This window comes from Bradyrhizobium sp. SZCCHNRI3052, assembly GCF_032484895.1.
GTDB lineage: Bacteria > Pseudomonadota > Alphaproteobacteria > Rhizobiales > Xanthobacteraceae > Bradyrhizobium.
This window is the reverse complement of sequence record NZ_JAUETW010000002.1, coordinates 40,078-64,147: the sequence shown is the minus strand read 5'-3', so window position 1 is coordinate 64,147 and position 24,070 is coordinate 40,078. Positions and strand designations below refer to the sequence as shown.

33 protein-coding genes and 1 pseudogene are annotated in these 24,070 nt (G+C 66.1%); 21 read left to right on the top strand and 13 right to left on the bottom strand.

What is annotated here, in order from left to right:
• Positions 1 to 76 precede the first annotated feature (76 nt).
• The 4 genes from QW887_RS05500 to QW887_RS05485 all read left to right on the top strand — a co-directional run bounded on the left by QW887_RS05500 (position 77) and on the right by QW887_RS05485 (position 2,320).
• On the top strand, positions 77 to 298 hold the full coding sequence (locus QW887_RS05500) for a cysteine-rich CWC family protein (protein ID WP_315714381.1): 222 nt from the start codon (positions 77 to 79) through the stop codon (positions 296 to 298).
• Entirely contained in the window at positions 295 to 978 is a 684-nt protein-coding gene (locus QW887_RS05495) for an HAD family phosphatase (RefSeq protein WP_316166511.1), read from the top strand. Before QW887_RS05500 ends, QW887_RS05495 begins: the two co-directional genes overlap by 4 nt.
• 346 nt (positions 979 to 1,324) lie before the next feature.
• Positions 1,325 to 1,822 carry a hypothetical protein gene (locus QW887_RS05490; protein ID WP_316186726.1) on the top strand — a complete coding sequence of 166 codons (498 nt, stop codon included), beginning with the start codon at positions 1,325 to 1,327 and terminating at the stop codon, positions 1,820 to 1,822.
• 15 nt (positions 1,823 to 1,837) lie between these two features.
• Positions 1,838 to 2,320: a hypothetical protein gene (locus QW887_RS05485; protein ID WP_316194250.1), complete on the top strand. Its 483-nt coding sequence runs from the start codon at positions 1,838 to 1,840 to the stop codon at positions 2,318 to 2,320.
• Here QW887_RS05485 and QW887_RS05480 read toward each other — a convergent pair.
• Positions 2,295 to 2,924, bottom strand: a complete 630-nt coding sequence (locus QW887_RS05480; protein WP_316194249.1) for a helix-turn-helix domain-containing protein — start codon at positions 2,922 to 2,924, stop codon at positions 2,295 to 2,297. The genes QW887_RS05485 and QW887_RS05480 overlap by 26 nt on opposite strands.
• A gap of 102 nt (positions 2,925 to 3,026) precedes the next feature.
• On the opposite strand from QW887_RS05480, the gene QW887_RS05475 reads away from it, so the two are divergent.
• Positions 3,027 to 3,809, top strand: a complete 783-nt coding sequence (locus QW887_RS05475; RefSeq protein ID WP_316194248.1) for a crotonase/enoyl-CoA hydratase family protein — start codon at positions 3,027 to 3,029, stop codon at positions 3,807 to 3,809.
• Here QW887_RS05475 and QW887_RS05470 read toward each other — a convergent pair.
• Genes QW887_RS05470 through QW887_RS05460 form a run of 3 tightly spaced genes read right to left on the bottom strand, consistent with a single transcriptional unit; the run spans position 3,806 to position 5,543 of the window.
• Complete coding sequence (locus QW887_RS05470; RefSeq protein WP_316194247.1) at positions 3,806 to 4,501, bottom strand: glutathione S-transferase family protein; 696 nt, start codon at positions 4,499 to 4,501, stop codon at positions 3,806 to 3,808. The genes QW887_RS05475 and QW887_RS05470 overlap by 4 nt on opposite strands.
• Before the next feature lie 30 nt (positions 4,502 to 4,531).
• Entirely contained in the window at positions 4,532 to 4,771 is a 240-nt protein-coding gene (locus QW887_RS05465) for a hypothetical protein (protein ID WP_316194246.1), read from the bottom strand.
• A 7-nt stretch (positions 4,772 to 4,778) separates the two neighbouring features.
• Entirely contained in the window at positions 4,779 to 5,543 is a 765-nt protein-coding gene (locus tag QW887_RS05460) for a sulfite exporter TauE/SafE family protein (protein WP_316194245.1), read from the bottom strand.
• Positions 5,544 to 5,633: 90 nt separating this feature from the next.
• On the opposite strand from QW887_RS05460, the gene QW887_RS05455 reads away from it, so the two are divergent.
• The 7 genes and pseudogenes from QW887_RS05455 to QW887_RS05425 all read left to right on the top strand — a co-directional run bounded on the left by QW887_RS05455 (position 5,634) and on the right by QW887_RS05425 (position 11,914).
• On the top strand, positions 5,634 to 6,557 hold the full coding sequence (locus QW887_RS05455; protein WP_315714096.1) for a LysR substrate-binding domain-containing protein: 924 nt from the start codon (positions 5,634 to 5,636) through the stop codon (positions 6,555 to 6,557).
• Between the two features lie 66 nt (positions 6,558 to 6,623).
• Complete coding sequence (locus QW887_RS05450) at positions 6,624 to 6,836, top strand: hypothetical protein (protein ID WP_035655128.1); 213 nt, start codon at positions 6,624 to 6,626, stop codon at positions 6,834 to 6,836.
• 201 nt (positions 6,837 to 7,037) lie between these two features.
• Entirely contained in the window at positions 7,038 to 7,220 is a 183-nt protein-coding gene (locus QW887_RS05445) for a hypothetical protein (protein WP_315714095.1), read from the top strand.
• A gap of 187 nt (positions 7,221 to 7,407) precedes the next feature.
• Positions 7,408 to 10,689 carry an excinuclease ABC subunit UvrB gene (gene uvrB / locus QW887_RS05440; protein ID WP_316194244.1) on the top strand — a complete coding sequence of 1,094 codons (3,282 nt, stop codon included), beginning with the start codon at positions 7,408 to 7,410 and terminating at the stop codon, positions 10,687 to 10,689.
• A gap of 107 nt (positions 10,690 to 10,796) precedes the next feature.
• Positions 10,797 to 11,335, top strand: a pseudogene (locus tag QW887_RS05435) (DpnI domain-containing protein); the annotation flags it as partial.
• A gap of 21 nt (positions 11,336 to 11,356) precedes the next feature.
• Positions 11,357 to 11,623 carry a hypothetical protein gene (locus tag QW887_RS34870; protein WP_410052603.1) on the top strand — a complete coding sequence of 89 codons (267 nt, stop codon included), beginning with the start codon at positions 11,357 to 11,359 and terminating at the stop codon, positions 11,621 to 11,623.
• 9 nt (positions 11,624 to 11,632) lie between these two features.
• Entirely contained in the window at positions 11,633 to 11,914 is a 282-nt protein-coding gene (locus QW887_RS05425) for a hypothetical protein (RefSeq protein ID WP_316194242.1), read from the top strand.
• Positions 11,915 to 12,576: 662 nt separating this feature from the next.
• Here QW887_RS05425 and QW887_RS05420 read toward each other — a convergent pair.
• Both QW887_RS05420 and QW887_RS05415 read right to left on the bottom strand, forming a co-directional pair.
• Positions 12,577 to 12,969, bottom strand: a complete 393-nt coding sequence (locus QW887_RS05420; RefSeq protein ID WP_316191550.1) for a hypothetical protein — start codon at positions 12,967 to 12,969, stop codon at positions 12,577 to 12,579.
• A 153-nt stretch (positions 12,970 to 13,122) separates the two neighbouring features.
• Positions 13,123 to 13,347, bottom strand: a complete 225-nt coding sequence (locus QW887_RS05415) for a hypothetical protein (protein WP_315735660.1) — start codon at positions 13,345 to 13,347, stop codon at positions 13,123 to 13,125.
• A gap of 328 nt (positions 13,348 to 13,675) precedes the next feature.
• Here QW887_RS05415 and QW887_RS05410 point away from each other — a divergent pair, with 328 nt between their 5' ends.
• From QW887_RS05410 to QW887_RS05385, 6 genes are all read left to right on the top strand, one after another.
• Positions 13,676 to 14,122 (top strand): nuclear transport factor 2 family protein, encoded by a 447-nt coding sequence (locus tag QW887_RS05410; RefSeq protein ID WP_315714090.1) that lies wholly within the window; start codon positions 13,676 to 13,678, stop codon positions 14,120 to 14,122.
• 134 nt (positions 14,123 to 14,256) lie between these two features.
• On the top strand, positions 14,257 to 14,523 hold the full coding sequence (locus QW887_RS05405; protein ID WP_315714089.1) for a hypothetical protein: 267 nt from the start codon (positions 14,257 to 14,259) through the stop codon (positions 14,521 to 14,523).
• A gap of 179 nt (positions 14,524 to 14,702) precedes the next feature.
• Positions 14,703 to 15,143, top strand: coding sequence for a nuclear transport factor 2 family protein (locus QW887_RS05400; protein WP_315714088.1), 441 nt, complete (start codon positions 14,703 to 14,705; stop codon positions 15,141 to 15,143).
• 130 nt (positions 15,144 to 15,273) lie between these two features.
• A complete protein-coding gene (locus tag QW887_RS05395; RefSeq protein WP_316194241.1) occupies positions 15,274 to 16,200 on the top strand; it encodes a hypothetical protein in 927 nt (308 codons plus the stop codon).
• A gap of 151 nt (positions 16,201 to 16,351) precedes the next feature.
• Positions 16,352 to 16,765, top strand: a complete 414-nt coding sequence (locus QW887_RS05390; RefSeq protein ID WP_315714086.1) for a hypothetical protein — start codon at positions 16,352 to 16,354, stop codon at positions 16,763 to 16,765.
• A gap of 157 nt (positions 16,766 to 16,922) precedes the next feature.
• The gene (locus tag QW887_RS05385; protein ID WP_315714085.1) at positions 16,923 to 17,060 is read left to right on the top strand and encodes a hypothetical protein; all 138 of its coding nucleotides are present in this window, start codon (positions 16,923 to 16,925) and stop codon (positions 17,058 to 17,060) included.
• A 56-nt stretch (positions 17,061 to 17,116) separates the two neighbouring features.
• On the opposite strand, the gene QW887_RS05380 is transcribed toward QW887_RS05385, so the two are convergent.
• The 3 genes from QW887_RS05380 to QW887_RS05370 form a co-directional block, all read right to left on the bottom strand.
• Complete coding sequence (locus QW887_RS05380; protein ID WP_315714401.1) at positions 17,117 to 17,266, bottom strand: hypothetical protein; 150 nt, start codon at positions 17,264 to 17,266, stop codon at positions 17,117 to 17,119.
• Between the two features lie 109 nt (positions 17,267 to 17,375).
• Positions 17,376 to 17,855: a MaoC family dehydratase gene (locus tag QW887_RS05375; RefSeq protein WP_315826178.1), complete on the bottom strand. Its 480-nt coding sequence runs from the start codon at positions 17,853 to 17,855 to the stop codon at positions 17,376 to 17,378.
• Complete coding sequence (locus QW887_RS05370; protein WP_315714379.1) at positions 17,855 to 18,316, bottom strand: MaoC family dehydratase; 462 nt, start codon at positions 18,314 to 18,316, stop codon at positions 17,855 to 17,857. The genes QW887_RS05375 and QW887_RS05370 overlap by 1 nt, the downstream gene beginning before the upstream one ends.
• A gap of 221 nt (positions 18,317 to 18,537) precedes the next feature.
• On the opposite strand from QW887_RS05370, the gene QW887_RS05365 reads away from it, so the two are divergent.
• A complete protein-coding gene (locus QW887_RS05365) occupies positions 18,538 to 18,828 on the top strand; it encodes a DUF4282 domain-containing protein (protein WP_315714083.1) in 291 nt (96 codons plus the stop codon).
• A gap of 15 nt (positions 18,829 to 18,843) precedes the next feature.
• On the opposite strand, the gene ychF is transcribed toward QW887_RS05365, so the two are convergent.
• The 4 genes from ychF to QW887_RS05345 all read right to left on the bottom strand — a co-directional run bounded on the left by ychF (position 18,844) and on the right by QW887_RS05345 (position 21,826).
• Complete coding sequence (gene ychF / locus QW887_RS05360; protein ID WP_315714082.1) at positions 18,844 to 19,941, bottom strand: redox-regulated ATPase YchF; 1,098 nt, start codon at positions 19,939 to 19,941, stop codon at positions 18,844 to 18,846.
• Between the two features lie 41 nt (positions 19,942 to 19,982).
• On the bottom strand, positions 19,983 to 20,588 hold the full coding sequence (gene pth, locus QW887_RS05355) for an aminoacyl-tRNA hydrolase (protein WP_315714081.1): 606 nt from the start codon (positions 20,586 to 20,588) through the stop codon (positions 19,983 to 19,985).
• A gap of 72 nt (positions 20,589 to 20,660) precedes the next feature.
• Complete coding sequence (locus QW887_RS05350) at positions 20,661 to 21,350, bottom strand: 50S ribosomal protein L25/general stress protein Ctc (RefSeq protein WP_315714080.1); 690 nt, start codon at positions 21,348 to 21,350, stop codon at positions 20,661 to 20,663.
• A 185-nt stretch (positions 21,351 to 21,535) separates the two neighbouring features.
• Complete coding sequence (locus QW887_RS05345; protein WP_315714079.1) at positions 21,536 to 21,826, bottom strand: accessory factor UbiK family protein; 291 nt, start codon at positions 21,824 to 21,826, stop codon at positions 21,536 to 21,538.
• 256 nt (positions 21,827 to 22,082) lie between these two features.
• Here QW887_RS05345 and lgt point away from each other — a divergent pair, with 256 nt between their 5' ends.
• Together lgt and QW887_RS05335 are read left to right on the top strand one after the other, a co-directional pair.
• Positions 22,083 to 22,940, top strand: coding sequence for a prolipoprotein diacylglyceryl transferase (gene lgt, locus QW887_RS05340; protein WP_315714078.1), 858 nt, complete (start codon positions 22,083 to 22,085; stop codon positions 22,938 to 22,940).
• Entirely contained in the window at positions 22,937 to 24,064 is a 1,128-nt protein-coding gene (locus tag QW887_RS05335) for a class I SAM-dependent methyltransferase (RefSeq protein ID WP_315714077.1), read from the top strand. Before lgt ends, QW887_RS05335 begins: the two co-directional genes overlap by 4 nt.
• Positions 24,065 to 24,070 lie beyond the last annotated feature (6 nt).

The window sequence follows — 24,070 nt, the reverse complement described above, 5'->3', positions numbered from 1 at the left end:
TGCGATGGCGCGGCAGATTGTCACGCACTATACTTGCCCCTGCAGATGAACCGGACATGAAAAGGGCTGGTCGGACGTGGTTCCGAAGGTGACAAATCGTTTAGCGGACATGACCGCGCGGCAACTCATCTGCGAGTCGTGCGGCACGGCGTTCAGCTGCGATCCGGGCGGCTCCTGCTGGTGCTTCGACGAGACCGTGCGCCTGCCGCTGCCCAAGACCGGACAAAGCAATTTCAAGGACTGCCTGTGCGCCAACTGCCTCAAGAGACTGGCCGGCAAACCGGAGCCGGGCTCGTGACGCGCTGGCACGTCGAAGCCGTCCTGCTCGACATGGATGGCACGCTGCTCGACACCGAGAAGGTCTATCTCGAAGCTGCGATCGCGGCGCTGAATGCGCTCGGCTACAGCGACGGCGTCGTCGAGCTCTGTCACGCGATGATCGGCATTCCCGGACCCGACAACGAGCAGACCCTGCGCGACCATTTCGGCGACGATTTTCCGCTGGCCGAAGTCAACCGCCTGTTCGCGGCCAAGACGGTCGAGATCCTGCAGGCGGGCATGCCGCTGAAGCCTGGCGTCATCGCGCTGCTCGATGCGATCGACGCGGTCGGCCTGCCCAAGGCCGTCGTCACCTCGTCCTCGCGCCGCACGGCCGCGGAGCATCTCCGCCTCGCCCGCATCGATCACCGCTTCGATGCGGTCCTGACGCGCGACGACGTGGCCCGCGCCAAACCGCATCCGGACCTCTATCTGCTTGCCGCGGAACGGCTGCGGACGCACGCGCCGGCCTGCGTCGCGATCGAGGATTCCAATCCCGGCGTCGCCTCCGCGCACGCCGCCGGCGCGATCACCTTGATGGTGCCGGACATCGTGCCGCCGAACGATCATTCGCGGGCGAATGCGGCGGCCGTGCTGCCGGATCTCGATGCCGCCATCGCGCTGCTCGCGCGCCGTTCGGTGTTGCCCCTCAGGACGTGACGTCACCTCGGCAGGCTGTGAATCGCCGTGCAGCCTTCTCATGAGCCATTTTCTTCAAACGCGGCCGAACACGGTCACGATCGGTTCACGTCGTTGCGCGCCGCCGGCGGCCCTATCGGATGCATTAACCCGCACGCACTACCGTGCAGGCGTTGGCGGATGGGCTTATTTCATGTTGCGATTCATTGGCGCCGCAGGTGCGGCATTTTTGGCTGCGTTCGCAGGAGTGAGTTGGGCGGTCAGGGGATTTCCGCTTCCGGATGGACCGTGGCGGGGCATGATGCGGACAGCTTCGATTGAAACGGTCTCAAACCTTGCTGCGCCGGCGCCGGGGGGCGTGGCTGTCGTGGCTCCCCTATCCCCGACGGTCGACATGACCTTCGGCGGCCCGGAGGCAAAGGAGTTCGACCGCAAGGCGTGGCTCGCGCAGCACACCTCGCAGAGCGACAAGAATCCCAAGCTCGACGCGTTGCGGATGGACGCATTGCAGGCCGCGACGGCCTACAAGCTGTCGCCGTGCGACCAGACCATGAAGCAGAACCTGGTGGACGCACTGACGGCCTACACCCGCGCCTATGTTGCCAAGCTGGATTGCAAGCGGCAGTTCTGGGGCGCAAAGATCTGCACCGACAAATCGCTCCAGGAGGCGGCCGACAGCGTCGGCACGCCGCTCGATCAGCGCGTGAAGGAGGCGTTGTTCGAAGCCTTCGAGGAGAAGGGGATCACCAAGGCGGACTTTCCGGCCGATGTGCGCGAGGAGGTCCCGCAATTCGCCGGACCCGCCTTCTGGTCCGACGAGTCTGCGGTGTGCCGGACGCGGCAGGCGCAACGCGACCGGCGATAGCAAACGAGCGCTGCCATGAACCGGCTGATCTTCATCATTGCGGCCATCGTCGTCTGGCAGGTTGGCGGACGCCTGTTCCTGACCGAAGCGCCGACCGCGGCGGCGTTTCCGCCCGTCACCGGCGCGGAGTTTCAGGACCACGAGAAATACACCGAGGACGCCCGGCGTTCGCAGCGCGAAGACGCGCTGAAGTCGCTCGACCTCGCCTGGAGCGACCGCTGCGGCGCCAAGCGCGACAGCTTCATCAGCGGCCTCAACCACTACTACTATCACCGGCAGAACCAGAACGAGCGCTATCCCGAGACCTATGGTCCGGCCGGCGCCGCCTATATCGCGGGCGTATGGAGCACCGCCGAGGATCGAAGGATCGAACGGCTCACCCAGGAAGCCTACGCCGCCGGCTACATCAAGCCATCCGATTTCGACGGCATGGCGAGCCGGATGGTCGCAACGATCGTTCGCGGCGAGCAGGTCAGGGGACGCGGCTGCGCCGGCTGACGGTCCTGCGGGAAGCATATCGCCTCCCCTTTGGCAGCGCCGCCGCGACCAGCGTCCGCGCCGCCGCGCCCGCGGTTTCCATGTAGCTGGCGTCCCGATGCAGCAGCACGACCGCGAAGGCGCCGTCGAGCAGCAGCAGCATCTGCCGCGCGAGCCCGCCTGCTTCGGCAATTCCCTGCTCCTCGAAGACCGCCTGCAGCCAGGCCTCGAACTTCTTCTTGTGGGCGGCGCCGATCCTGATCGCGGGATGGCCGGGCAGATTGGCGAGCTCTGCGGTGGTGCGCAGGAAGCCGCAGCCGCGCCATTTCGGATGTCGCGCGGCGCGCGCGAGCTGGTTGAAGATCCCAGCGATCTTGTCGGGCAGCCCGCCCTCGGTCTCGTCGAACCAGCGCTTGAACAGCGTCAGGTTCGGCTGGTCGCGCGCGGCGAGATAGGCCGCGACCAGATCGTCCTTGCTGCGGAAATGATAGTACAGCGTCTTCTTGGTGACCCCCGCCCTTTCCGCCACCGCGTCGACGCTGACGGCGCGGATGCCCTCGGCATAGAACAGCCTGCTCGCGGCGGCGATGATGCGGGCGGGCGTGGGATCGGAGGATCGGGGCATGGCGGCGCTCGGTCTCGGTCAATGTATACTGACCAGTGAATATACCTCGGCTGCCGCGACGCCTAGTCTTCGCCTGCTCCAACCGCCAGCCTGCGAGACGCCATGACCGACCTCCTCCTGCTCGACATCTCCGACCGCATCGCCGTGATCACGCTGAACCGGCCGCAGCGGCTGAACGCGCTCAGCTACGCGCTGATCGATCGATTGATGGGCGCGCTCGACCGCATCGAGACCGATGCCGGCGTCAGGGCCGTGATCCTCACCGGTGCGGGACAACGCGCTTTCTCGGCCGGCGCCGACATCGACGAATTCACCGCAAGCGTCCGCCAGGGGCGCGCTGGCGCGCTGCGCGACTTCGTCCGGCGCGGCCAGGCGATGACGGCGCGGCTGGAGGCGTTCCGCAAGCCGGTCATCGCCGCCGTCAACGGGCTCGCCTTCGGCGGCGGCTGCGAGATCACCGAGGCCGTGCATCTTGCGGTCGCGAGCGAGCGCGCCAGCTTCGCCAAGCCCGAGATCAGGCTCGGCATGCCGCCGACCTTCGGCGGCACGCAACGGCTGCCGCGGCTGGTCGGCCGCAAGCGCGGACTCGAACTGCTGCTGACCGGCGATTCTTTCCCGGCGCCGCGCGCGCTGGAGATCGGCCTCGTCAACGCCGTCGTGCCGCATGACGAGCTGTTGCCGGCGGCGCGCGCGCTGGCCCAGCGCATCATCCGCCACGGGCCGGACACCGTCGCCGGCATCATCACCGCCGCGACGCGCGGGCTCAACATGGCGATCGGCGAAGGGCTGCAGGTCGAGAGCGAACAGTTCGCGAGCCTGGTCGGCAGCCGCGATCTCACCGATGGGCTGGCGGCCTGGCGCGAGCGCCGGCCGCCGCGTTGCTAGACCGGATGGCCCGGCGACTTGCGCGCCAGCCCGTCGAATGCATCGAGCAGCCGCTCGCGCCAGGCATGGACGCTGTCGCTCTCCTCGAGCAGCCGGAACGGGCTCACCACGCGCGCCCATTGGAAGCCGCCGAACACGATGTAGTCGGCATAGTCGGGCGTATCGCCGCCGATGAAGGCCTGCGTCTTCAGGGTCTGCCGCAGCGGCTCCAGCGACCTGCGGAAGCCGATGACCGCCTGGTCGCGCGAGGCCATGACCTCTTCGAGGCTCTTGCCGAACCGCGCCTCGCGCGATTTGCGGAAATAGTCGGCATCCTCGGCGGCGAGGTTCTTCGGAATGTCGGCGATGATCAGCGGAAAGATGCCGCCGACGATGGCGATGTCGCCCCAGGCATTGAGGAAGCGCGCCATGGCGCGGCCGCCGGCGCCGCCGAACAGCGACGGCCGGTCCGGATAGGTGTCCTCGAGGTAGTTGGCGATCGCCCAGGAATCGGCCACCGCGCGGTCGCCGTCGAGCATGACCGGCACCTTCTCCGAGCCATGCGGCGCGATCGCGCTCTTCTCGGTGAAGCGCCACGGAATCGTATCAGCGCTTAGCCCCTTGTGCGCCAGCGCCATCCGCGTGCGCCAGCAATAGGGGCTGAACGGGCGGCCCGCATCGGTCCCGACGAGTTCATACAGCTTCACGGCCATTCCCGGTCCTTCCTCCAAGTCCGGACCGTTCTAGCGCACGACGCGGCCGTTGTCGCGCAGCAGCCGCGCACCGTCATCGGTGACGATGATGAAGAGGCCGGCGCCCGCGATCGCCTCGCGCGTGACATAGCCCAGATCGGCGGCGTCCTCCCACACCGTCAGGCGCGGGCAGCTCGTCCGCCAGGTCGCGACCACTTCGGCATGGCTGCGCGGCGCGCGCGCGACCCATTCGACGAAGTCCAGCACCAGGGGGTCTGCCGATCCGGCCATGCTCGCCTCACTCTGCCGCCGCCGAGCTCTGCGCGGCCAGCAGCAGCCAGCCGCCATAGAGGATGTAGTAGCTCGCCACCGCCGTGATGATGCGGTTGGCCCAGGTGCGGAACTGCTGCTCGCTCATCGCCTCGAGCAGCCGCCGCGCCAGGCTCGTGCCGAGCATCGACGCTCCGACGGCGACGAGCGCGAGCACCGGATCGAGGCTCGCGGCCTGATCGATGATGCCGCCGAAATAGATCAGCTTGGTGAGGTGGCTCGCGACCTGACACGTCGCCTTGGTGGCGACGATCGGGCGGCGGTCGAACCGCGCGCCGAGAAAGAACGTGTCGAGCAGCGGCCCCGACACGCCGGTCATCAGCATCAGCCCCATGCAGATCGTGCCGTAGATCGCGCCCTGCCAGACGCTGTCCGGATCGGGCTTGAGGCCGGCCGGCATCAGCCGCGCCATGAACGGGGTGACGCCGAGCAGCAAGAGCGCCGCCGGCTTGCCCGGCACGTAGCGCACCAGCGACCACAGGCCGAGCGCCAGCGCGCAGCCGACGAGATACACCGCGACTGGCCGCCAGCGGATGTGCCGGCGCCACAGCACCGCGCGCCAGCCATTGGACGCCATCTGCGTCGCCGCGTGCAGCACCATCGCCGCCGGCAGCGGCATGATCGCCAGCAGCACGCCGATCAGGATCAGCCCGCCCGCCATGCCGAACAGCCCCGACAGGAACGCCGTCGCCACCATCAGCAATCCGAGCGCTGCAATCAGGGGGGGTGTCATGGCTGATCTCCTCGCCATGCAATTTGTCGCACTGGCGACATCCGCACAAACCGAGTTATCTTGCCCTCCATCAGTTTTCCTGAGGGCGCGATGAGACGGCTGCTGTTCCTCAACGGCATCAAGGCGTTCGAGGCGGCGGCGCGCACCGGCAGCTTCGCCGCGGCAGGCAGCGAGCTCAACGTCTCCGCGGCCGCGATCAGCCGCATGGTCAACCTGCTCGAGCAGCGGCTGGGCGTCGTGCTGTTCGAGCGCAAGGCCAACCGCCTGGCGCTCACCGCCGCCGGCCGCGCCTATCAGAGCGGACTGACGCCGATCTTCGACGCGCTGTCGAGCCTGACCGCGCAGATCATGGCGCCGTCATCGATGCGGGTGCTGACGCTCGGCGTCGGGCCGACGTTCGCGATGAAATGGCTGATCCCGCGTCTGGCCGATTTCAGCACCGAGCAGCCGGACATCGAGGTCCGCATCACCACCGGCGGGGCGGCGGTGCCGTTCGGCGACGATTGGAGCTGCGGCATCAAGCTCGGCCACGGCGCCTGGCCGGGCCTCGTCGCCGAGCCGCTGTTCGCGGCGGATCTCGTGCCGGTGTGCACGCCGCGGCTCGCCGCGACCTTGAAGAAGCCTGCCGATCTCAAGGGCTCGAGCCTGCTGCGGGTTTCGCATGCCGCCGAGGACTGGGCGTTGTGGCTGAAGGCCGCGGGCGTCACGCGCGTCAGCGCGCGCGGCACCGAGTTCCAGTACTATGGACATGCGCTGCAGGCCGCGATCGACGGGCTCGGCGTCGCCATGGGCATCCGTCCCTATATCGACGACGACCTCGCGGCGGGACGCCTGGTTGCACCGTTTGCATTGACCGTCCCAAAAGGCGAGCGCTGGTATCTTGTCTACCGCCATTTCCAGGCCGGCCAACGTGATTTCGCCGCGTTCCGACGCTGGATCATGCGCGCGGCGTCACAGCCCGCGACCCGGAATTCCCAGCGCAGGGACGCCATCAAAAAAGACGCTGACGTGTGAACCCGTTCACAAATGCCCGGACCAATTCATGCTGTCGTTGCCATTCGGGACATCCAGGACTGCGCAATGACGTATTTGTACGAGGACTTCGCCATCGAGCCGTTCGAAGCAGGACGCGGCTTGTGGCACGCGCGGATCCGCCGCGCGGACATGACCCCGGTGGTGATCAATGGCGTTTCGTTCCCCTCGCTCGAAGTCGGCTTCGCCTGGTCCGATGCGGACATGGCGATTGCCGACGCGAAAAGCCATATCGACCGCTTTCGCAAGCGGTGGCGCTGACAACTGCAGACCGAATCGCAGCACTTTGAAGCACGCGACGGAGGATATCGACCGACCCCCGGGAAAAGACGGATAGCGCGACGTGGAACAATCTCCGAGAGTGAAGTCCCCGAGAGTCCCCTCGCGCGGCCAGACGGTTCCAAGCCAACATCAAACGCCAATTCGAAATGCCGAGTGTATTCGTAATGCGGACTGCAATTCATGGCTGAGCCTGCCGTCAAACACCTCGCTTTTTCGGTGCGTACGCGATGCCCGGACTGCGATGCGGAGCTGAGCGTCCTGAGCGTCATCAACGGCCGCGGCGGTTCCGAGTACTGGGCCCTGCAATGCGTCGCCTGCCACGGCGTGCATCTCGACATCGTCGAGCAGCCGACGCGGCATTGAACGGCAGCGTGGCGTCGCGGCAACGCCATCGTGCGCGCCATGGCTCGCGAGTCGCCCGCTGATCTCGTGTGGCCTTTCGGGAGCAGTGCGTCTCGATGCCTGCTGCTGCCACCATGCTGTCAGCAAGGCTGGTGCGCGGCGCCCGATCACTCTTTCAACTCGGCGCCATCCGTCCCATATTCGGGCCATGGCGAAGACCCCCGACACTCCCAAGAAGCCAGGCCGAACCCCGAAATCGAAAGCGCACCGGCCCGACGTGCAGCCGATCGCGCCCGCGCTCGCCGAGCTGCTCAATCCCGCCATCAACCGCGGCGAGAGCGGCATCGGTTCCTCAACGGGACTGAAGCCGCCGCCGGACAATTCCTGGGACCGCCGCAGCGGCGGCGAGGCCGCCGCGCACCGCGCGCGGGCGTCGACGCGCGGCAAGAGCGCTGAGGTTGCGACGGGCGATGCCTCGGCGCGGTCCATGCCGCTGCGGCCGAATCCGCAGCCGGTGGGTGGACGTTCATCGTCAAACAACGATCCGTCGCATGGCCCGCCCCCACCCAACCCTCCCCCGCACGCGGGGGAGGGCTCCAGGCGGCAGGCGCCGCGTGCCGGCGCCAGCGATGATGCCGAGACTGCGCCGCTAGCGTCCCCTCCCCCGCGTGCGGGGGAGGGCCAGGGTGGGGGCCTCCCTCCGCAGCATCACCCCCTCGGGGCGGATGACGCCGCCTCAGCCTCCGGACTCGCCGAAGCGCCGCAAGCCAATTACGGCACCGCCGCCACCATCCCGACGCTCGATCCGGAACTGGCGCGGCAGCTCGGCCTGCCCACCGCCGAGGACGACGAGGAGGCGCTCGCCCGCCCGCCGCGCAACAAGATGGAGGCGCTCGGCGTCAAGGCCACGGCGGAAGCGCTGGAGTCGCTGATCCGCGAGGGCCGTCCCGAGTTCCGCAAGGACGACGGCTCGCTCAAGGTGTGGACGCCGCACCGGCCGCCGCGCCCCGAGAAGTCGGAAGGCGGCGTCCGCTTCGAGATCAAGTCGGCCTATGAGCCGAAGGGCGACCAGCCGCAGGCGATCAAGGAGCTGGTCGAGGGCATCGCGCGCAACGACCGCACCCAGGTGCTGCTCGGCGTCACCGGCTCCGGCAAGACCTACACCATGGCCAAGGTGATCGAGGCGACGCAGCGCCCGGCGATCATCCTCGCGCCGAACAAGACGCTCGCCGCGCAGCTCTATGGCGAGTTCAAGAGCTTCTTCCCCGACAACGCGGTCGAGTATTTCGTCTCCTATTACGACTACTACCAGCCCGAGGCCTACGTCCCCCGGACCGACACCTATATCGAGAAGGATTCCTCGATCAACGAGCAGATCGACCGGATGCGCCACGCCGCGACGCGCGCGCTCCTGGAGCGCGACGACGTCATCATCGTCGCCTCGGTGTCGTGCATCTACGGTATCGGCTCGGTCGAGACCTACACCGCGATGACCTTCGCGCTGAAGAAGGGCGAGCGCATCGACCAGCGCCAGCTCATCGCCGACCTCGTCGCTTTGCAATACAAGCGTACCCAGCACGATTTCACCCGCGGCACCTTTCGCGTGCGGGGCGACGTCATCGACATCTTCCCGGCGCACTATGAGGACCGCGCCTGGCGCGTGAACCTGTTCGGCGACACCGTGGAGAACATCGAGGAGTTCGATCCGCTCACCGGCCACAAGCAGGACGAGCTGGAGTTCATCAAGGTCTACGCCAATTCGCACTATGTGACGCCGCGCCCGACCCTGGTGCAAGCGATGAAGTCGATCAAGTCCGAGTTGAAGATGCGGCTCGACCAGTTGCACGCGCAGGGCCGCCTGCTCGAGGCGCAGCGGCTCGAGCAGCGCACCACCTTCGATCTGGAGATGATGGAGGCGACCGGCAGTTGCGCCGGCATCGAGAACTACTCGCGCTATCTCACCGGCCGGCTGCCCGGCGAGCCGCCGCCGACCTTGTTCGAATACGTCCCCGACAACGCGCTGGTGTTCGCCGACGAGAGCCACGTCACCGTGCCGCAGATCGGCGGCATGTTCCGCGGCGACTTCCGCCGCAAGGCGACCTTGGCCGAATACGGCTTCCGCCTGCCCTCCTGCATGGACAACCGTCCGCTGCGCTTCGAGGAGTGGGACATGATGCGGCCGCAGACGGTGGCGGTGTCGGCGACCCCCGGCGGCTGGGAGCTGAACGAGGCCGGCGGCGTGTTCGTCGAGCAGGTCATCCGCCCGACCGGGCTGATTGATCCCCCCGTCGACATCCGCCCCGCGCGCACCCAGGTCGACGATCTGCTCGGCGAGGTCCGCGCCACCGCGCAGGCCGGCTACCGCTCGCTGATCACGGTGCTGACCAAGCGCATGGCCGAGGACCTCACCGAATATCTGCACGAGCAGGGCATCCGCGTCCGCTACATGCATTCGGACATCGACACCATCGAGCGCATCGAGATCATCCGTGACTTGCGCCTCGGCGCGTTCGACGCGCTGGTCGGCATCAACCTGCTGCGCGAGGGCCTCGACGTTCCCGAATGCGCGCTGGTCGCGATCCTCGACGCCGACAAGGAAGGTTTTCTGCGCAGCGAGACGTCGCTGATCCAGACCATCGGCCGCGCCGCGCGCAACGTCGACGGCAAGGTGATCCTCTACGCCGATCAGATGACCGGCTCGATGGAGCGCGCCATCGCCGAGACCAACCGCCGCCGCGAGAAGCAGGTGGAGTACAACACGGCCCATGGCATCACGCCGGAGAGCGTCAAGAAGTCGATCGGCGACATCCTCAACTCGGTCTACGAGCGCGACCACGTGCTGATCGAGACCGGCGGCGGCACCACCACCGACGACGTCATCTCGATCGGCCACAATTTCGAGGCCGTGCTGGCCGACCTCGAAACCCGCATGCGCGAGGCCGCCGCCGATTTGAACTTCGAGGAAGCCGCCCGCCTGCGCGACGAGGTCAAGCGCCTCCGCGCCACCGAGCTCGCGGTGGTCGACGACCCCACTGCCAAGCAGCGCACCGTGCAGAGCAAGGCGGGCAGCTACGCCGGCGCCAAGAAATACGGCGACGCCGCCAATCTCCCGACCACGGCGATGAAGGGCCGTGGCGCTGCGGCACGCGCTGGCGGCTCCTCTTCACCCTCCCCTGGAGGGGGAGGGTCGGCCGCCAAAGGCGGCCGGGGTGGGGTGAAGCCCCGCGACCCGCTCGCGCCGTCCCTCGACGACATCATCAGCGGCGGCCCAAGCACCGGCTCCAAAGTCCACAAGCCGCATCTCGACGAGATGCACGGCCCGGAATCCCTGCCCTACCGCCCCCACGCCAAGCTGCCGCCAAAGCCATTCGGCAACAGCAGCAAGATCATCCAGCCCACCAACTCCCGCGAGTCCGGCCCCGAATTCGGCCCGGCTCCGCGCTCGACCGGTGGCGCGCCGGGGAAGCGGGGTGGGTGGAAGAAGCGGTGAGGTGTAAACCTTCTCGCCCCGTCATTGCGAGGAGCGATAGCGACGAAGCAATCCAGTCTATGCACTTGGCCTGATCTGGATTGCTTCGCTTCGCCGCTTCGCTCGCAATGACGTCCGGCCCCGCGATCTCTACTGGAAAACAAATCATGTTGAGCTACTCTGCTCACATGAAACTCGACTTCGAAGAATCCCAGACCGCCTACACCAGCGGCGCGCAGAAGGCGCGGGCGTGGACCGAGGCGTGGGTTGGCGCGCAAGCCTATTGTCCGAACTGCGGCCAGTCGAACATGACGCAGTTTCCCAACAACAGCCCGCTGGCGGATTTTCTCTGTAAAGCCTGCAGCGAAGAATTCGAGCTGAAGAGCCAGAAGAGGCATTCGGCGCCAAGGTCGCCGACGGCGCCTATGGGACGAAGTGCGAGCGGCTGGCCGCCAGCAACAATCCCAATCTCCTGCTGATGAACTATGACCGTGACACCCGGTCGGTCATCAACCTCTTCGTCGTGCCGAAGCATTTCTTCGTCCGCGATATCATCGAGCAGCGCAAGCCGCTCGCGGCGACCGCGCGGCGCGCGGGGTGGGTCGGCTCGAACATTCTTCTCGATCGCGTTCCCGAGTCGGGCAAGATTCACATCGTCCGGAATCGCGTCGTCCGCGCGAAGGAGGTCGTGCTGCAGGAGTGGAGCAGGACGCTCTTCCTCCGCAAGGAATCCCTGGATGCACGCGGATGGCTGATCGAGGTGCTGAAATGCGTCGAGTCGCTCGGCAAGCTGGAATTCACGCTCGACGATGTCTATGCTTTCGACCGCCATCTCAGCCTGCTCTATCCCGGCAACCAGAACGTCCGACCGAAAATCCGCCAGCAGCTCCAGTTCCTGCGCGATCAGGGATTCCTGGAGTTCATAGCGCGCGGCCGCTATCGTTTGAAGACGTGAGGTCGGGCAATGGCCTGGTTCTTGAACTTCTATCGTTGTGAACGTTGCGCGCAGGCCTGGACCGATGAATGGTCGTGCATGTGCGACGACGAGTGTCCTCATTGCGGCGCCCGCGACATGTCTCCGTCCTGGAGCGAGGACCTGACAGAGCTGATTTTGAGAAATGAGGATTGCTTTGTCGTCCTGCGATCGGCTGATGACGCCGAGGACGAGCCGTCCTATGAAGAGCTCGGGCGGTTCTCGAGCCGAGCCAAAGCGGAAGAATTTCTCGCGGCGTCGGACCCAAATTAGGGGTGCCCTTCACGAAATCCATCAGACGGCCCGCCAGACAACGCGAGAGATGAAGCGCGCATATTCCGGAAAAAATAAACTTCTTGCGAATTATCAGAAATCATGATTATCTCCTCGCATCCCGCCTCACCGCAGAGGGGCGTAGCGCGCGATCGTCACGACACGCGAGGCGGGGATGCGATGGCCGCGAGAGATCGCAGCGTCTTCTCACGAAGGCGCGGACGAACGATCGCTTGCGGACGTGAAGTCGCAGCGTCCTGATACCCCGATGCTGGTATCAACCTGGCGCAATGCGAGCGCATTGCGCTGGGGATGGTGGCCAACAAGCCCGGCGCACCAGGGAGACTGCGTATAAGCGTGAAGACCGTCGCGCAGGGAATGCCGGTTGAATCGGCTTTGCCTGTGGTACCTGCCGCCTGCATTTTTTTCGCAGGCGGGCCATGGGTGAGGCCTTCACCCGGCATTCCCTGCGCCCTCTGCACTCACGAGGGCCACGCGGATCGCAGCACTCGGGCATCCCATGCCGCGAGACCGCGCCGTCATGTCCCGGACTCTCTTCGGCTGTTTGAATCGTAAATGAGTTCTCCCCTCCGCCGTCGTCCTAGGCAAGCTGCGACGAGCGACAGCGCCGCGCCCATCCATCGTGAGGAGGCGATGCCGCCTCATCCCATCGCCAGCACCGCGACCGACAGCAGCGCCAGCATCACGGTCGAGCCCAGGAGCTGCAGCGATGCCTCGGGCTGCGTGCGCCAGCGCAGCACCTTGTCGGCGAGGCCCAGCGTCGCGTCGTAGAACACCGCCGCGTAGGCCTGCTTGAGCACGCGCTGAAAGCGCGGCCCCGCAGCGGAAGTCATCAGCACGTGGATGATGGTCGCGCTCGCGACGAAGCCGATGATGCCGGGCCGCAGCGCCGTGCTGTGCGCCAGCTTGAGGATCAGCGCGGCGCCGGCATAGGTTGGAATGGCCTGGAACAGCGCGGTCAGCGCCATGCCTTCGAACAGGTTGAGCAGCGGCGCCTTCGGCGCGGAGGTGCTGGGAGAGGCGACGGTGAGCATGGCCCGGACATCCGGTTGCGGCGGTCCTCGGCGAGGACCAGACCGCTCCCGTCTAACCGGCACGCCGGAGGAGGACCGTGAGCCCCGTCACGCGAGGCCATCGCCGCCGGCTGGGATGAGGGCACGCCGAGGACGGTCGACGCGCGGCATCGACTAGGTCCGGCCCTGCCCGTTGACCTGGCCCTGCTGTTGCTGCTGACGCTCCTGCTCCTTGGCGCGGTGACGGCCATAGAGGCAGCCGGCGGCGGCGCCGAGCACGCCGTGATGACCGGCATAGTGGCCGGCCACGCCGCCGACGATGGCGCCCTTGATGCACCCCTTGGCCTCGGCGGCCTGCGTCGACAGCAGCGCCAGCGCTGCGACGGAGGCGGCCAGCATGGTCTTCGTGATCGACATCGTCATGATCGAGCTCCGCAAGAATGGTGCGAGGTAACGGCGACGCGGCGGGGCGGTTCCCGCCTCGCAACCGGCATGACGCATTGCGCGAACCTTATCGCGCGCGGTGATGACCCAAGAGCTGAGAAATGAGCTGAGAGATGAGCCGAGAGTGGGCTGAGACATGATCGTGACGCGATCACTCGCCAAGCTTCCGTTCACCGTACCGGCGCATTGAGCCGGCCGACGGTCACACAGGTGGTTGACGGCCGTCCGCCGGCATCTCCAGAACGAGATCGCCGACGCGGACATTCCCGTCAGTGGAGACAGGATGATCGAGCACATCAACAAGCAGCGCGTGCGCAAGCTGCTCGAGGCCCATGCCGCCGGCGATTTCGACAACGTGCTGGCGCATTGCACCGACGACCTCGAGCACTTCGCCTCGGCGCCGATCGACATCTTCCCCCATCTCGGCGGCCGCCGGGGCAAGGCCGAGGTGCGGCAGATGTGGGAGACGGCGCGCAGCCGCTATGCCGAGGTCCGGCACGAGATCAAGACCATGATCTGCGAGGGCGACCAGGTCGCCGTGGATCTGCGCATCTTCCTGCGCAAGCGCGACAACGACCGCATCGTGCAATACGACCTCGCCGCCTTCTACACGCTGCGCGACGGCCGCATCGCCCGCATCCGCGAGATCATGGACACCTACGACCTGGTGCAGCAGGTGCTGGAATGCGATCTCAGCCGGCTGCTGATCGCGGGCGCCGCCCGGCCCTGAGGCCGGCACGGCCGTAGCGGACCAGGGCCTGGACCAGCCGATCACGCAAACGTCACCACCGGCGGCCTCGTCGCCTTGAACCTGTGGCCCGGGCTCCGCACCCCATCAGCGGTGGTATACGGGGCATCGGTGACATGAGAATAGCATTCCTGGCGATGGCCGGACTGGTGATGGGCGTCGTCGGCGGCGCGACGATCGGAGTAGGGCTTGGACTGGCCTGGATCGAGCTGTTCAACACCAGCGAATTCGAAGGCTATGCGGGCATGCTGGTGTTCTTCACCTTCATGCCGCTCGGCGCCCTGATCGGCGGCCTCGCCGGCGCCACCCTGTTCGGCATGGCCGCCTTCCGCGACCACGAGGTCGCGATCGCGCAGCAGCGCATGCAGCACGAAGGGCGTTAGGGCGCGGCGACCGGCGGTCGCGCGCATTTGTGCAATGCAAAAACAGCCGTTGCGCGCGCAGGTGGTTGATTTATGTGAGGCTCAAGAGAGATAGATTCGGCGCCCCGGCGCGACGTCCGTTGCGACGTCGCCTTGAGGCCGGCGCGCCCCCTTGCAAGCCAGTTCAGGATCCCGAGCCGATGACGGAGCACAGCCTCTGGCGTCTGTCGCGCGCATTGCATGGCGCGATCAACGACCGCCGTTTCGACGATTTCGCCGAACTTCTCGATGACGACATCGACTGGGCCATCTACGGCCCGATCGACATGTTTCCCTTCCTCGGCGCGCGGCACGGCCGCGCCGCCGTGCTCGACGCCGTCAGGCAGATCGCGGACAATGTGAGCATCCGCCGGCTGGAGCGCGAGACCTTGATGCTGGACGAGACCAGCGCGGCGACCATGGTCCGCTGCGCGATGACGGCGCAGGATTCCGACAAGCCGATCACGGCGCGGCTCGCGCAATTCATGCAATTCCGCGCCGGCAAGCTCGCGCGGCTGCGGATCCTGATCGATACGTTCGATCTGGTCGAGCAGACGCTCGGCCGCCCGATCGACCTGCCGCGCATCGGCAGCTTCGCCTGAGCCCGCCGGCGTGTTGGATTGTGGTCACACTCACCGGCAACCCAACACATCGTGACTGGCGCAGCCATAATTTTGCGCCAAGATTCCACCATATTCCGGCACACAGGTTCGGGCGGCGGGGGTTGCTCTCATGACATCGTATGGTTGCGCGCTGGCGGTTTTCACGGCCGGCTTCGGCCTTCTTGCGTCCGCCGCGCCGGCCCAGACGCTGATGCAGGCGCCGCAGCCGCTGCAGATCACACCCTGGCAGCAGATCGCGCCGGAGCCGGAGGACGAGGACAAGTCCGAGCACCAGGCAGCGGCCGACCCGATGAAGGACATCGACGTCGAGAAGCTCGACTGGAGCCAGCTCGCGATCGACGACACCACCTTCCTCGACCGTCCCGAAGCCGCCGCGGCGGCGAAGCGCAAGGCCGCCGCAGAGAAGGCCGCCGCGCTCGACTGGTCGAACCAGAACAAGGGCAGCCTCGCCTCGGGCGTATCGGTCAAGCAGTCGGTATCGCCGTTCTGGGACGCCCGCGTCGGCGCCGACATGACGGTCGCCCGGCAGCCGACCACGATGTCGGAATTGCTGGCGGAGAAGGCCGAGAACGGCGGCAATGCTCCGGAATCCGGCGGCTCGGCCTGGGCCGCCGTCACCGCGCCGGGGGCCGGCTCGATCTGGGACAAGACCGCCATCGAGGCCCGCGTCGATCCCGGCTCCGATCACAGCCGGCTCGGCACCACCATCACCAAGGCAGTGCCGATCGATCACTACAATCTGACCCTGCAGAACGGCTACAACGTCACCCAGCAGGGCATGGTGCCGATTCCCGGCGCGGCGCCGAAGACCAGCCGCAGCTTCGACACCGAGCAGTCCGCCAAGCTCTCGATCGGCGACACCGGCACCAGCGTCACCGCCGGCCAGACCCTGTCGTCGAGCGACGACAAATGGCTGCGCAAGGTCGGCGCGGAGCAGAAGCTGTCGGATGGTCTCAGCATCTCCGGCTCAGTCAGCGAGACCGCGCAGGGCGGCACCAGCAAGAGCATCTCGGCCGGCTTCAAGCGGAGCTGGTGACGTTCACCATTGCGGCAGCCCGCCACGAATGATCGAACGTTCGCCGCAGCTTCGCCGCGGTGCGGCCCAATTTGGCCGCACTGATAGGCTTTGAGAAGTTCGTCGTGCGGGGACACCGCGCTCGCTTGAACGCGAAATGAGGAATTAGCCGATGAATGTCATTCGTCCGGACAAGATCGATGGAACTGAAGCCGAGCTGGATACGGATCTGGCCGCGGTCTCCGAAGTCGAGGCCGGCATTCGTGATTTCGTCCGTAACGATATCGCCTATCTGCGCCGTCCCAATGCGGCCGCCACGGCCGAGGCCTCGATCGATGCCGATGCAGCAGTGAACAGCGTCACCACGCTGATCCAGCGCGTCGCCGGCACCTCGCTGTCGGAGATCGAGAACCTGATCGGAGAGCTCGAGAGCCTGCGCGAACTGCTGCATGCCGAGGGCCAGCGGGTGCAGCGCGAGATCGCGAGCTATGCGCAGCTCAGCCAGGCGGCGATGAAGTCGACCCGGGCGATCGCCGAGAACGTCACGCAGTGGAAGCGCGCCGCCGACGGCCTGCGCAGCAGCTGAACGTTCTTGCCGGATCTTGAAGAGGACCGCCGTGCGAGGCATCGCGCGGCGGTTTTCGTCTTTGCAGCGCCGCGTCCTTGAACGCGCTCCGGCCCTCCCGCGACCAACTTCCGCCGCTCTCGTGGCGGGCAGGTTGCGTCAGGGGGATGTCGCTCTCATGGAAACGATCCGGCCGCACAACACCGATCCGATTCCTCTGCGGCCCAAGCCTCAGCGGATCGGGACCATCATGGTCAGTTTCGTCGGTTTGCTGGTGGTGGCGATGGCGATCATGGTGCTCATCTGGAGCCGCTAGATCGCCTCTACGAACAGGACCGCGTGGTCCGTTCTGGTTAACGAGTAGTTAAACCGTCACTCGTTGATCGTCGCTGACGTCTCGAGCGAATACGATCCGTCCGCGTAGCCCTTCACGACCATTCCCGTCGCGAGCATCACCGCGAGCGTCACGCTGGCAAAGATAAAGCCGAGGAGTTTCAGACCACCGCGATCTGCCATACTCATCCCCCACATCCTGATCCCTGATTGGCTGTCTTATAGAGTCGGAGTTCAGAATGCGTTAGCGCGAAGTTCGTTCCGCGCCGACAATCCTACGAAGCGTGACCTTTTCGCCTCAACCGTTGTTCCGTCGAGGGACGAAGGCCGACGCAAGCACAGAGAACACCAGCTCGTCGCGCTGATTGATGCCGGTATTGCGCGCCTGCAGGATGCCCCACTCCGGGCGCGAGGCCGACTCGCGAAGCGAATCAATCTCGCTCGAGAAGCTGATCGTATCTCCTGCAAGCACCGGCTTGTGCCAGCGCAGATCACGGAAGCCGGGAGAAGGACCTCCGAGAGCGATCGGCTCGCCACGCGTGCGCGCGATCTCCAGCAGTCGCTGATTGTCCGCGACGATCAGCTTCATGCAGACCGAGCCGATGTGCCATCCCGATGCCGCGAGCCCGCCGAACAGCGACCGGCGGCCCTCTTCCTCGTCGAGATGAAAGCGCTGCGGATCGAATTGAATGGCAAAGCGCTTAATCTCTTCGGCAGTGAACGTGTAGGAGCCGAGCTCGCGGCGCTGGCCGACCTGAAGATCCTCGAAAAAGCGCATCAGCCCACCTGCCCGCGGCTCTCACGGCGCTCGACGATGATGGGAGAAACCATCTCGCAAAGTCTCATGCCAGCCTTGTTGCGCACGCTGCATTTGAAGGTGACGATCCCGGTCGACGGACGGCTCCGCGACACCCGCGCTTCCAGAACCTCCACATCGAGCATCAGCTCATCGTCAGGACGCAGCGGCGACAGCCACCGGACCTCGTTGACGCCCGGCGAGCCGAGCGAAGCGGTGCGGCCGATGAAGCCGTCGAACATCATGCGCATCATCAGCGAGCAGAGGTGCCAGCCCGAGCCGGACAGACCCTTGAGCATCGACTGCGAGGCAGCCAGTTCGTCCAGATGCATCGGCTGCGGATCAAACTCAGACGCGAAGGCGATGATCTCGTCGCGGGTGACGTGTCGCGGGCCGAAGCTGCCGAACGGGCCTTGCGGAAAATCTTCGAAGGTGAGGGTCATGAGGTTGGGAATGGCTGAAAGAAGCCCGATTGTGGCCGCACTTTGCAGCAATCACAACCGGGCCGCTCGCATGGCTGACGCCCGGTCCAGTCGCAAGAGAGTGCCAGAAGGCGCCATATACCGGAACGAATTCGGCTGCCGCCGATGCCGTCTGGCGCGCAATTCGAACACGACTTAAAGACGGATTTGACGACCGATTCGGACGTGGCCGGGGGATCAAGATGTTGGAATTTCGCGATTTGTTCCAGTGGGACCGCTTCATCACGCCCACCATCATCAAGACGTTCTATTGGCTCGTGATTGCGCTGATCATCCTGTCGGGAATTCGCGGCATTTTCACGGGCCTCTCCGAAATGGCGATCAGCCCGTTCGGCGGTTTCCTGATGCTGTTGTCGTCGCTCGCCGGCATCATCGTCGGCATGGTGTTCTCGCGCATCATCGCCGAGTTCGTGCTGATCGTCTTCCGCATCAACGAGCATCTCGGCGCGATCCGCGAGCAGGGGCGGATGTAGCCGCCCCGCACGGCCTTAGTTGTTGAAGCGGAAGTGCATGACGTCGCCGTCGGCGACGACATACTCCTTGCCTTCGAGGCGCAGCTTGCCACCCTCGCGGGCGCCCGCCTCGCCGCCGAGCGCGACATAGTCGGCATAGGCGATGGTTTCGGCGCGGATGAAGCCCTTCTCGAAATCGGTGTGAATGACGCCGGCCGCCGCCGGCGCCTTGGTGCCGCGGTGAATGGTCCAGGCGCGCGCTTCCTTCGGACCGACCGTAAAGTAGGTGATCAGGTCGAGCAGCTGATAGCCGGCGCGGATGAGCCGATCGAGACCTGCCTCTTCGAGCCCGAGCGTCTCCAGGAAATCCACTCGCTCCTCGCGCGACAGCGTCGCAATCTCGGACTCGATCTTGGCCGAGATCACGACGGCGACCGCGCCCTCCTCCTTGGCGCGCTCAAACACCGCCTTTGAGAAGCTGTTGCCGTCCTTGGCCGAGCCTTCCTCGACATTGCAGACGTAGAGCACGGGCTTGGAGGTGAGCAGTCCGAGCATGCCGAAGGCGCGCTCCTCCTCCGGCTTGCGCTCCAGCAGCCGCGCGGGCTTGCCGTCGCGCAGCAGCACCAGAGCACGGGTGACCAGCTCGTACTGCTCCTTGGCGTCCTTGTCGCCGCCCTTGGCCTTCTTGGCGAGGTTGTCGACCCGCTTCTCGAGGCTGTCGAGATCGGACAGCATCAGCTCGGTTTCGATGGTCTCGATGTCGGCGAGCGGGGCGATCTTGCCCTCGACATGGGTGATGTCGGAATCCTCGAAGCAGCGCACGACATGCGCGATCGCGTCGACCTCGCGGATGTTGGCGAGAAACTGGTTGCCGAGGCCTTCACCCTTGGAGGCGCCGCGCACCAGGCCGGCGATGTCGACGAAGGTCAGCCGCGTCGGAATGATCTGGCCCGACTTGGCGATCGCCGCAAGCTTCTCGAGCCTGGGGTCTGGCACCGCGACCTCGCCGACATTCGGCTCGATGGTGCAGAACGGATAGTTCGCGGCCTGCGCCGCCGCCGTCTCCGTCAGCGCGTTGAACAGCGTCGACTTGCCGACGTTGGGCAAGCCGACGATCCCGCATTTGAATCCCATGATCCGTCTCGCATCCTCTTGAGGCGAGGGCCCGGGGCGCCTTACGCGGCGCCGGCATCGCCCTTGTCCAGAAAACCTTTGGCCTGCAGCGCCAGATGCACCTTGTTGGCGAAGGTGGAGTCGCGCTTGCCCGTCAACAAACCCGCATTGTCGGCCACCGCCTCGCACAGCGCCTCGACCCAGGGCATGTCGGACTTGGCGAAGTCCGACAGCACATGGCCGTGCACCAATTCCTTGACGCCGGGATGACCGATGCCGAGCCGGACGCGGCGATAGTCGTTGCCGAGATGCGCCGAGATCGAGCGCAACCCGTTATGGCCGGCAATGCCGCCGCCGACCTTCACGCGCAGCTTGCCCGGCGACAATTCCAGCTCATCCTGAAACACCGTGACGTCGCCGACGCCGAGCTTGAAGAAGCTGGCCGCTTCCTGCACGGCGCGGCCGGATTCGTTCATATAGGTCGTGGGCTTGAGCAGGATGACGCGCTCGGAGTCGAGCGTGCCTTCCGAGGTCTCGCCCTGAAACCTGCGTCGCCACGGCGAAAAGCGGTGACGCCGCGCGATCTCGTCAACGGCCATGAAGCCGATATTGTGCCGGTTGCGCGCATATTTCGCGCCGGGATTGCCGAGGCCGACAAACAGCAGCATGACGCGGCATCCGCCCCCGCCGTCGCTTCGAGAAGCACGGGACCCGCCCGTGCTTCCCAGAAGCGGAACGGCTTACTTCTTCTTGTCGCCGCCAGCCGGCGCCTTGGCAGCGGCCGCGGGAGCCTTCGCAGCGGCAGCCGGAGCAGCAGCAGCGGGCGCCGCTGCGGCGCCAGCAGCCGCCTTCTGCTCCTCGCCATAGCCCGACGGCGGCACGATGGTGACGAGCGTCGCGTCGTCGCGCGAGAGCGTCTTCACACCGGTCGGCAGCTTGACATCGGAGATGTGCAGCGAGTGGTTGATCTCGAGCGCGCTGACATCGGCCTCGATGTACTGCGGAATGTTCTCCGCGAGGCACTCGAGCTCGAGCGTGTGGGTCACGATGTTGACCGTGCCGCCGCGCTTGACGCCCGGCGCGCCTTCCGAGCCCACCACATGCAGCGGCACGCTGACGCGAATGGTCGCGCCCTGGCCGAGCCGCATGAAGTCGACGTGGATCGGGAAGTCCTTGACCGGATCGAGGTGGAAGTCGCGCGGGATCACCCGGTGCTTCTTGCCGTCGAGGGTGACGTCGAAGATCGTGGTCAGAAACCGGCCTGCGAGGATGCGCTGGCGCAGCTCGCGGTCTTCCACCGAGATCGGCAGCGGGGGCTGGTTGTCTCCATAAATCACTCCGGGCACTCTCCCGGCGCGACGCTCTGCCCGTGCGGCCCCCTTGCCGACTGACGGACGGGCGGTCGCCTTCAGTTCTCTGACGGTCGCCATCGTGTTAAGTCCTTGTTTTAAAAAGTTAAAGGCCGCAATGCGGCCCGTTGCTGGACGTCCTTCGGCAAGCCTCCAGGGGTGCGGGGGCCGCGGACGTGGCGGCGTTCTAGCGGCAAACCCGGGAAATGACAAGGAAATGAAGGGGCCGCCTGCCCCTCCCGTCCCAGGGCGACCCGGCCGCGGCGTCAGCCATCCGCGCTGCCGGCGCCCGGCGGCGTGCCGGCCGCACCACCCAGCTTGGCTTCCAGCGCCGCGATCCGCGCCTTCAGCGCCTCGTTCTCCTCGCGGGCGAGCCGGGCCATGTCCTTGACCGCCTCGAACTCCTCGCGCTTCACGATGTCCAGGTCGTTCAGGATCTTCTCCGCCTGGTTGCGGATGACGGAATCGACCTCCCGCTTCATGCCCTGGGCGGCACCTGCGGCATCGTTCATCAGGCGGCCGAGTTCGTCGAAAAACCGGTTGTTGGTCTGGGTCATGTGAGAAACTCCGCGTCCCGCGACGAGCAAGATAATGGAAGACAGAATGGCGATCCCTGTCGCCGCCCGCAAGATGGGCCGTCTTGTCATGCCTTGGTTTCCTTGTCATCGTACTTGTTGCGCCGGCCCGCGGCGCTGGTATGAGCAGCCCTGAGATCACATCGCGCCGCGCCCGTTCATGTGGCGGGGCTCGTTCGAAGCCCGCATCGCCCGGGGGCTTCCGGAAGCGGGACGCCGTGTCCACGAAAGCCAGTGAATGACGCCTCTCCTCATCGATTTCCCCGTGTTCGATCCGGTTGCGATCGCGATCGGCCCGTTCGCGATCCGCTGGTACGCGCTGGCCTATATCTGCGGCATCGTGATCGGCTGGCTCTACGCTCGCTCGCTGCTCAAGAAGGAGCGGCTGTGGGGCGGCCCGGCGCCGGTGTCGCTGGTCCAGCTCGACGACTTCATCCTGTGGGTCACGATCGGCATCATCCTCGGCGGCCGCACCGGCTACGTGCTGTTCTACAACCTGCCGTTCTTCATCGATCATCCGCTCGAGATCTTCGAGCTGTGGAACGGCGGCATGTCGTTCCATGGCGGCTTCATGGGCTGCGTGCTCGCCGTGATCTGGTTCGCCCGCCGCAACGGCCTGCCGATCCTCTCGCTCGGCGACGTCACCACTGCGGTCGCGCCCATCGGCCTGCTGCTCGGCCGCATCGCCAATTTCATCAATGGTGAGCTGTGGGGCCGTGCCGCCGATGCAAGCGTGCCCTGGGCGATGATCTTCCCGCGCGATCCGACCCATCTCCCGCGCCATCCGAGCCAGCTCTACGAGGCCGGCCTCGAAGGCATCGTGCTGTTCATCGTGCTGGCGATCATGATCCGGTTCGGCGCGCTGAAACGGGCCGGCCTGATCCTCGGCAGCTTCATCACCCTCTATGGCGCGGCGCGCATCACCAGCGAGCTGTTCCGCGAGCCCGACAAGCAATTGGGCTTTCTCTGGGGTGGCCTGACCATGGGCATGGTGCTGTCGGTGCCGATGCTGATCATCGGCGCCATCCTGGTGGCGCGGGCGCTGCGCAAGCACGGGACACATCAAGCCACTCCCCCGCTGCAGGCCAATCCGTGATCGAAACCTCTCCGCTCCACACCGAGATCAAGCGGCTGATCAAGGCGTCCGGCCCGATGCCGGTCTGGCGCTACATGGAGCTGTGCCTGATGCATCCGGAGCACGGCTACTACATCTCGCGCGATCCGCTCGGACGCGAGGGCGACTTCACCACCGCCCCCGAAGTGAGCCAGATGTTCGGCGAGTTGCTCGGGCTGTGGGCGGCCTCGATCTGGAAGGCGACGGGATCGCCGCAGCAATTCCGGCTGATCGAGCTGGGCCCCGGCCGCGGCACCATGATGTCGGATGCGCTGCGGGCGCTGCGCGTGCTGCCGCCGCTGTACCAGACGATCTCGGTCCACCTGGTCGAGGTCAATCCTGTCCTGCGCGAAAAGCAGAAGGCGACGCTGACCGGCCTGCGCAACGTCAACTGGCACGAGAGCTTCGACGAGGTGCCGGAGGGCCCCAGCGTCATCTTCGCCAACGAGTATTTCGACGTGCTGCCGATCCACCAGATGATCAGGCGCGAGACCGGCTGGCACGAGCGCGTCGTCGAGCTCGACGAGGAGGAGAACTTCGTCTACGGCGCGGCCGCCGATCCGACGCCCGGCTTCGAGCTGCTGCTGCCGCCGCTGGTGCGCGCCGCGCCGGCCGGCGCGATCTTCGAATGGCGGCCGAACATGGAGATGATGGCCATCGCCAGGCGCATCCGCGACCAGCGCGGCGCCGCCGTAATCATCGATTACGGCCATGTGCGCAGCGACGTCGGCGACACCTTCCAGGCCATCGCCCGTCATAGCTTCGCTGATCCCCTCAAGACACCGGGGCTTGCCGACATCACCGCCCATGTCGATTTCGACGCGCTGGCGCGGGCCGCGGAAGCCGTCGGCGCGCGCGTTCACGGCCCGGTCACGCAGGGCGAGTTCCTGCAGCGGCTCGGCATCGAAACCCGCGCGCTGACCCTGATGCAGAAGGCGTCGCCGGAAGTCTCGCAGGACATCGCGAGCGGGCTGAAGCGCCTGACCGGCGGCGGCCGCGGCGGAATGGGGTCGCTGTTCAAGGTGCTCGGCATCTCCGATCCGGCCATTCCGGTGCTGGCGGGCATCAGCGACGAACACACCAACGAGAACACGGGAGGCGCGTGATGCTGG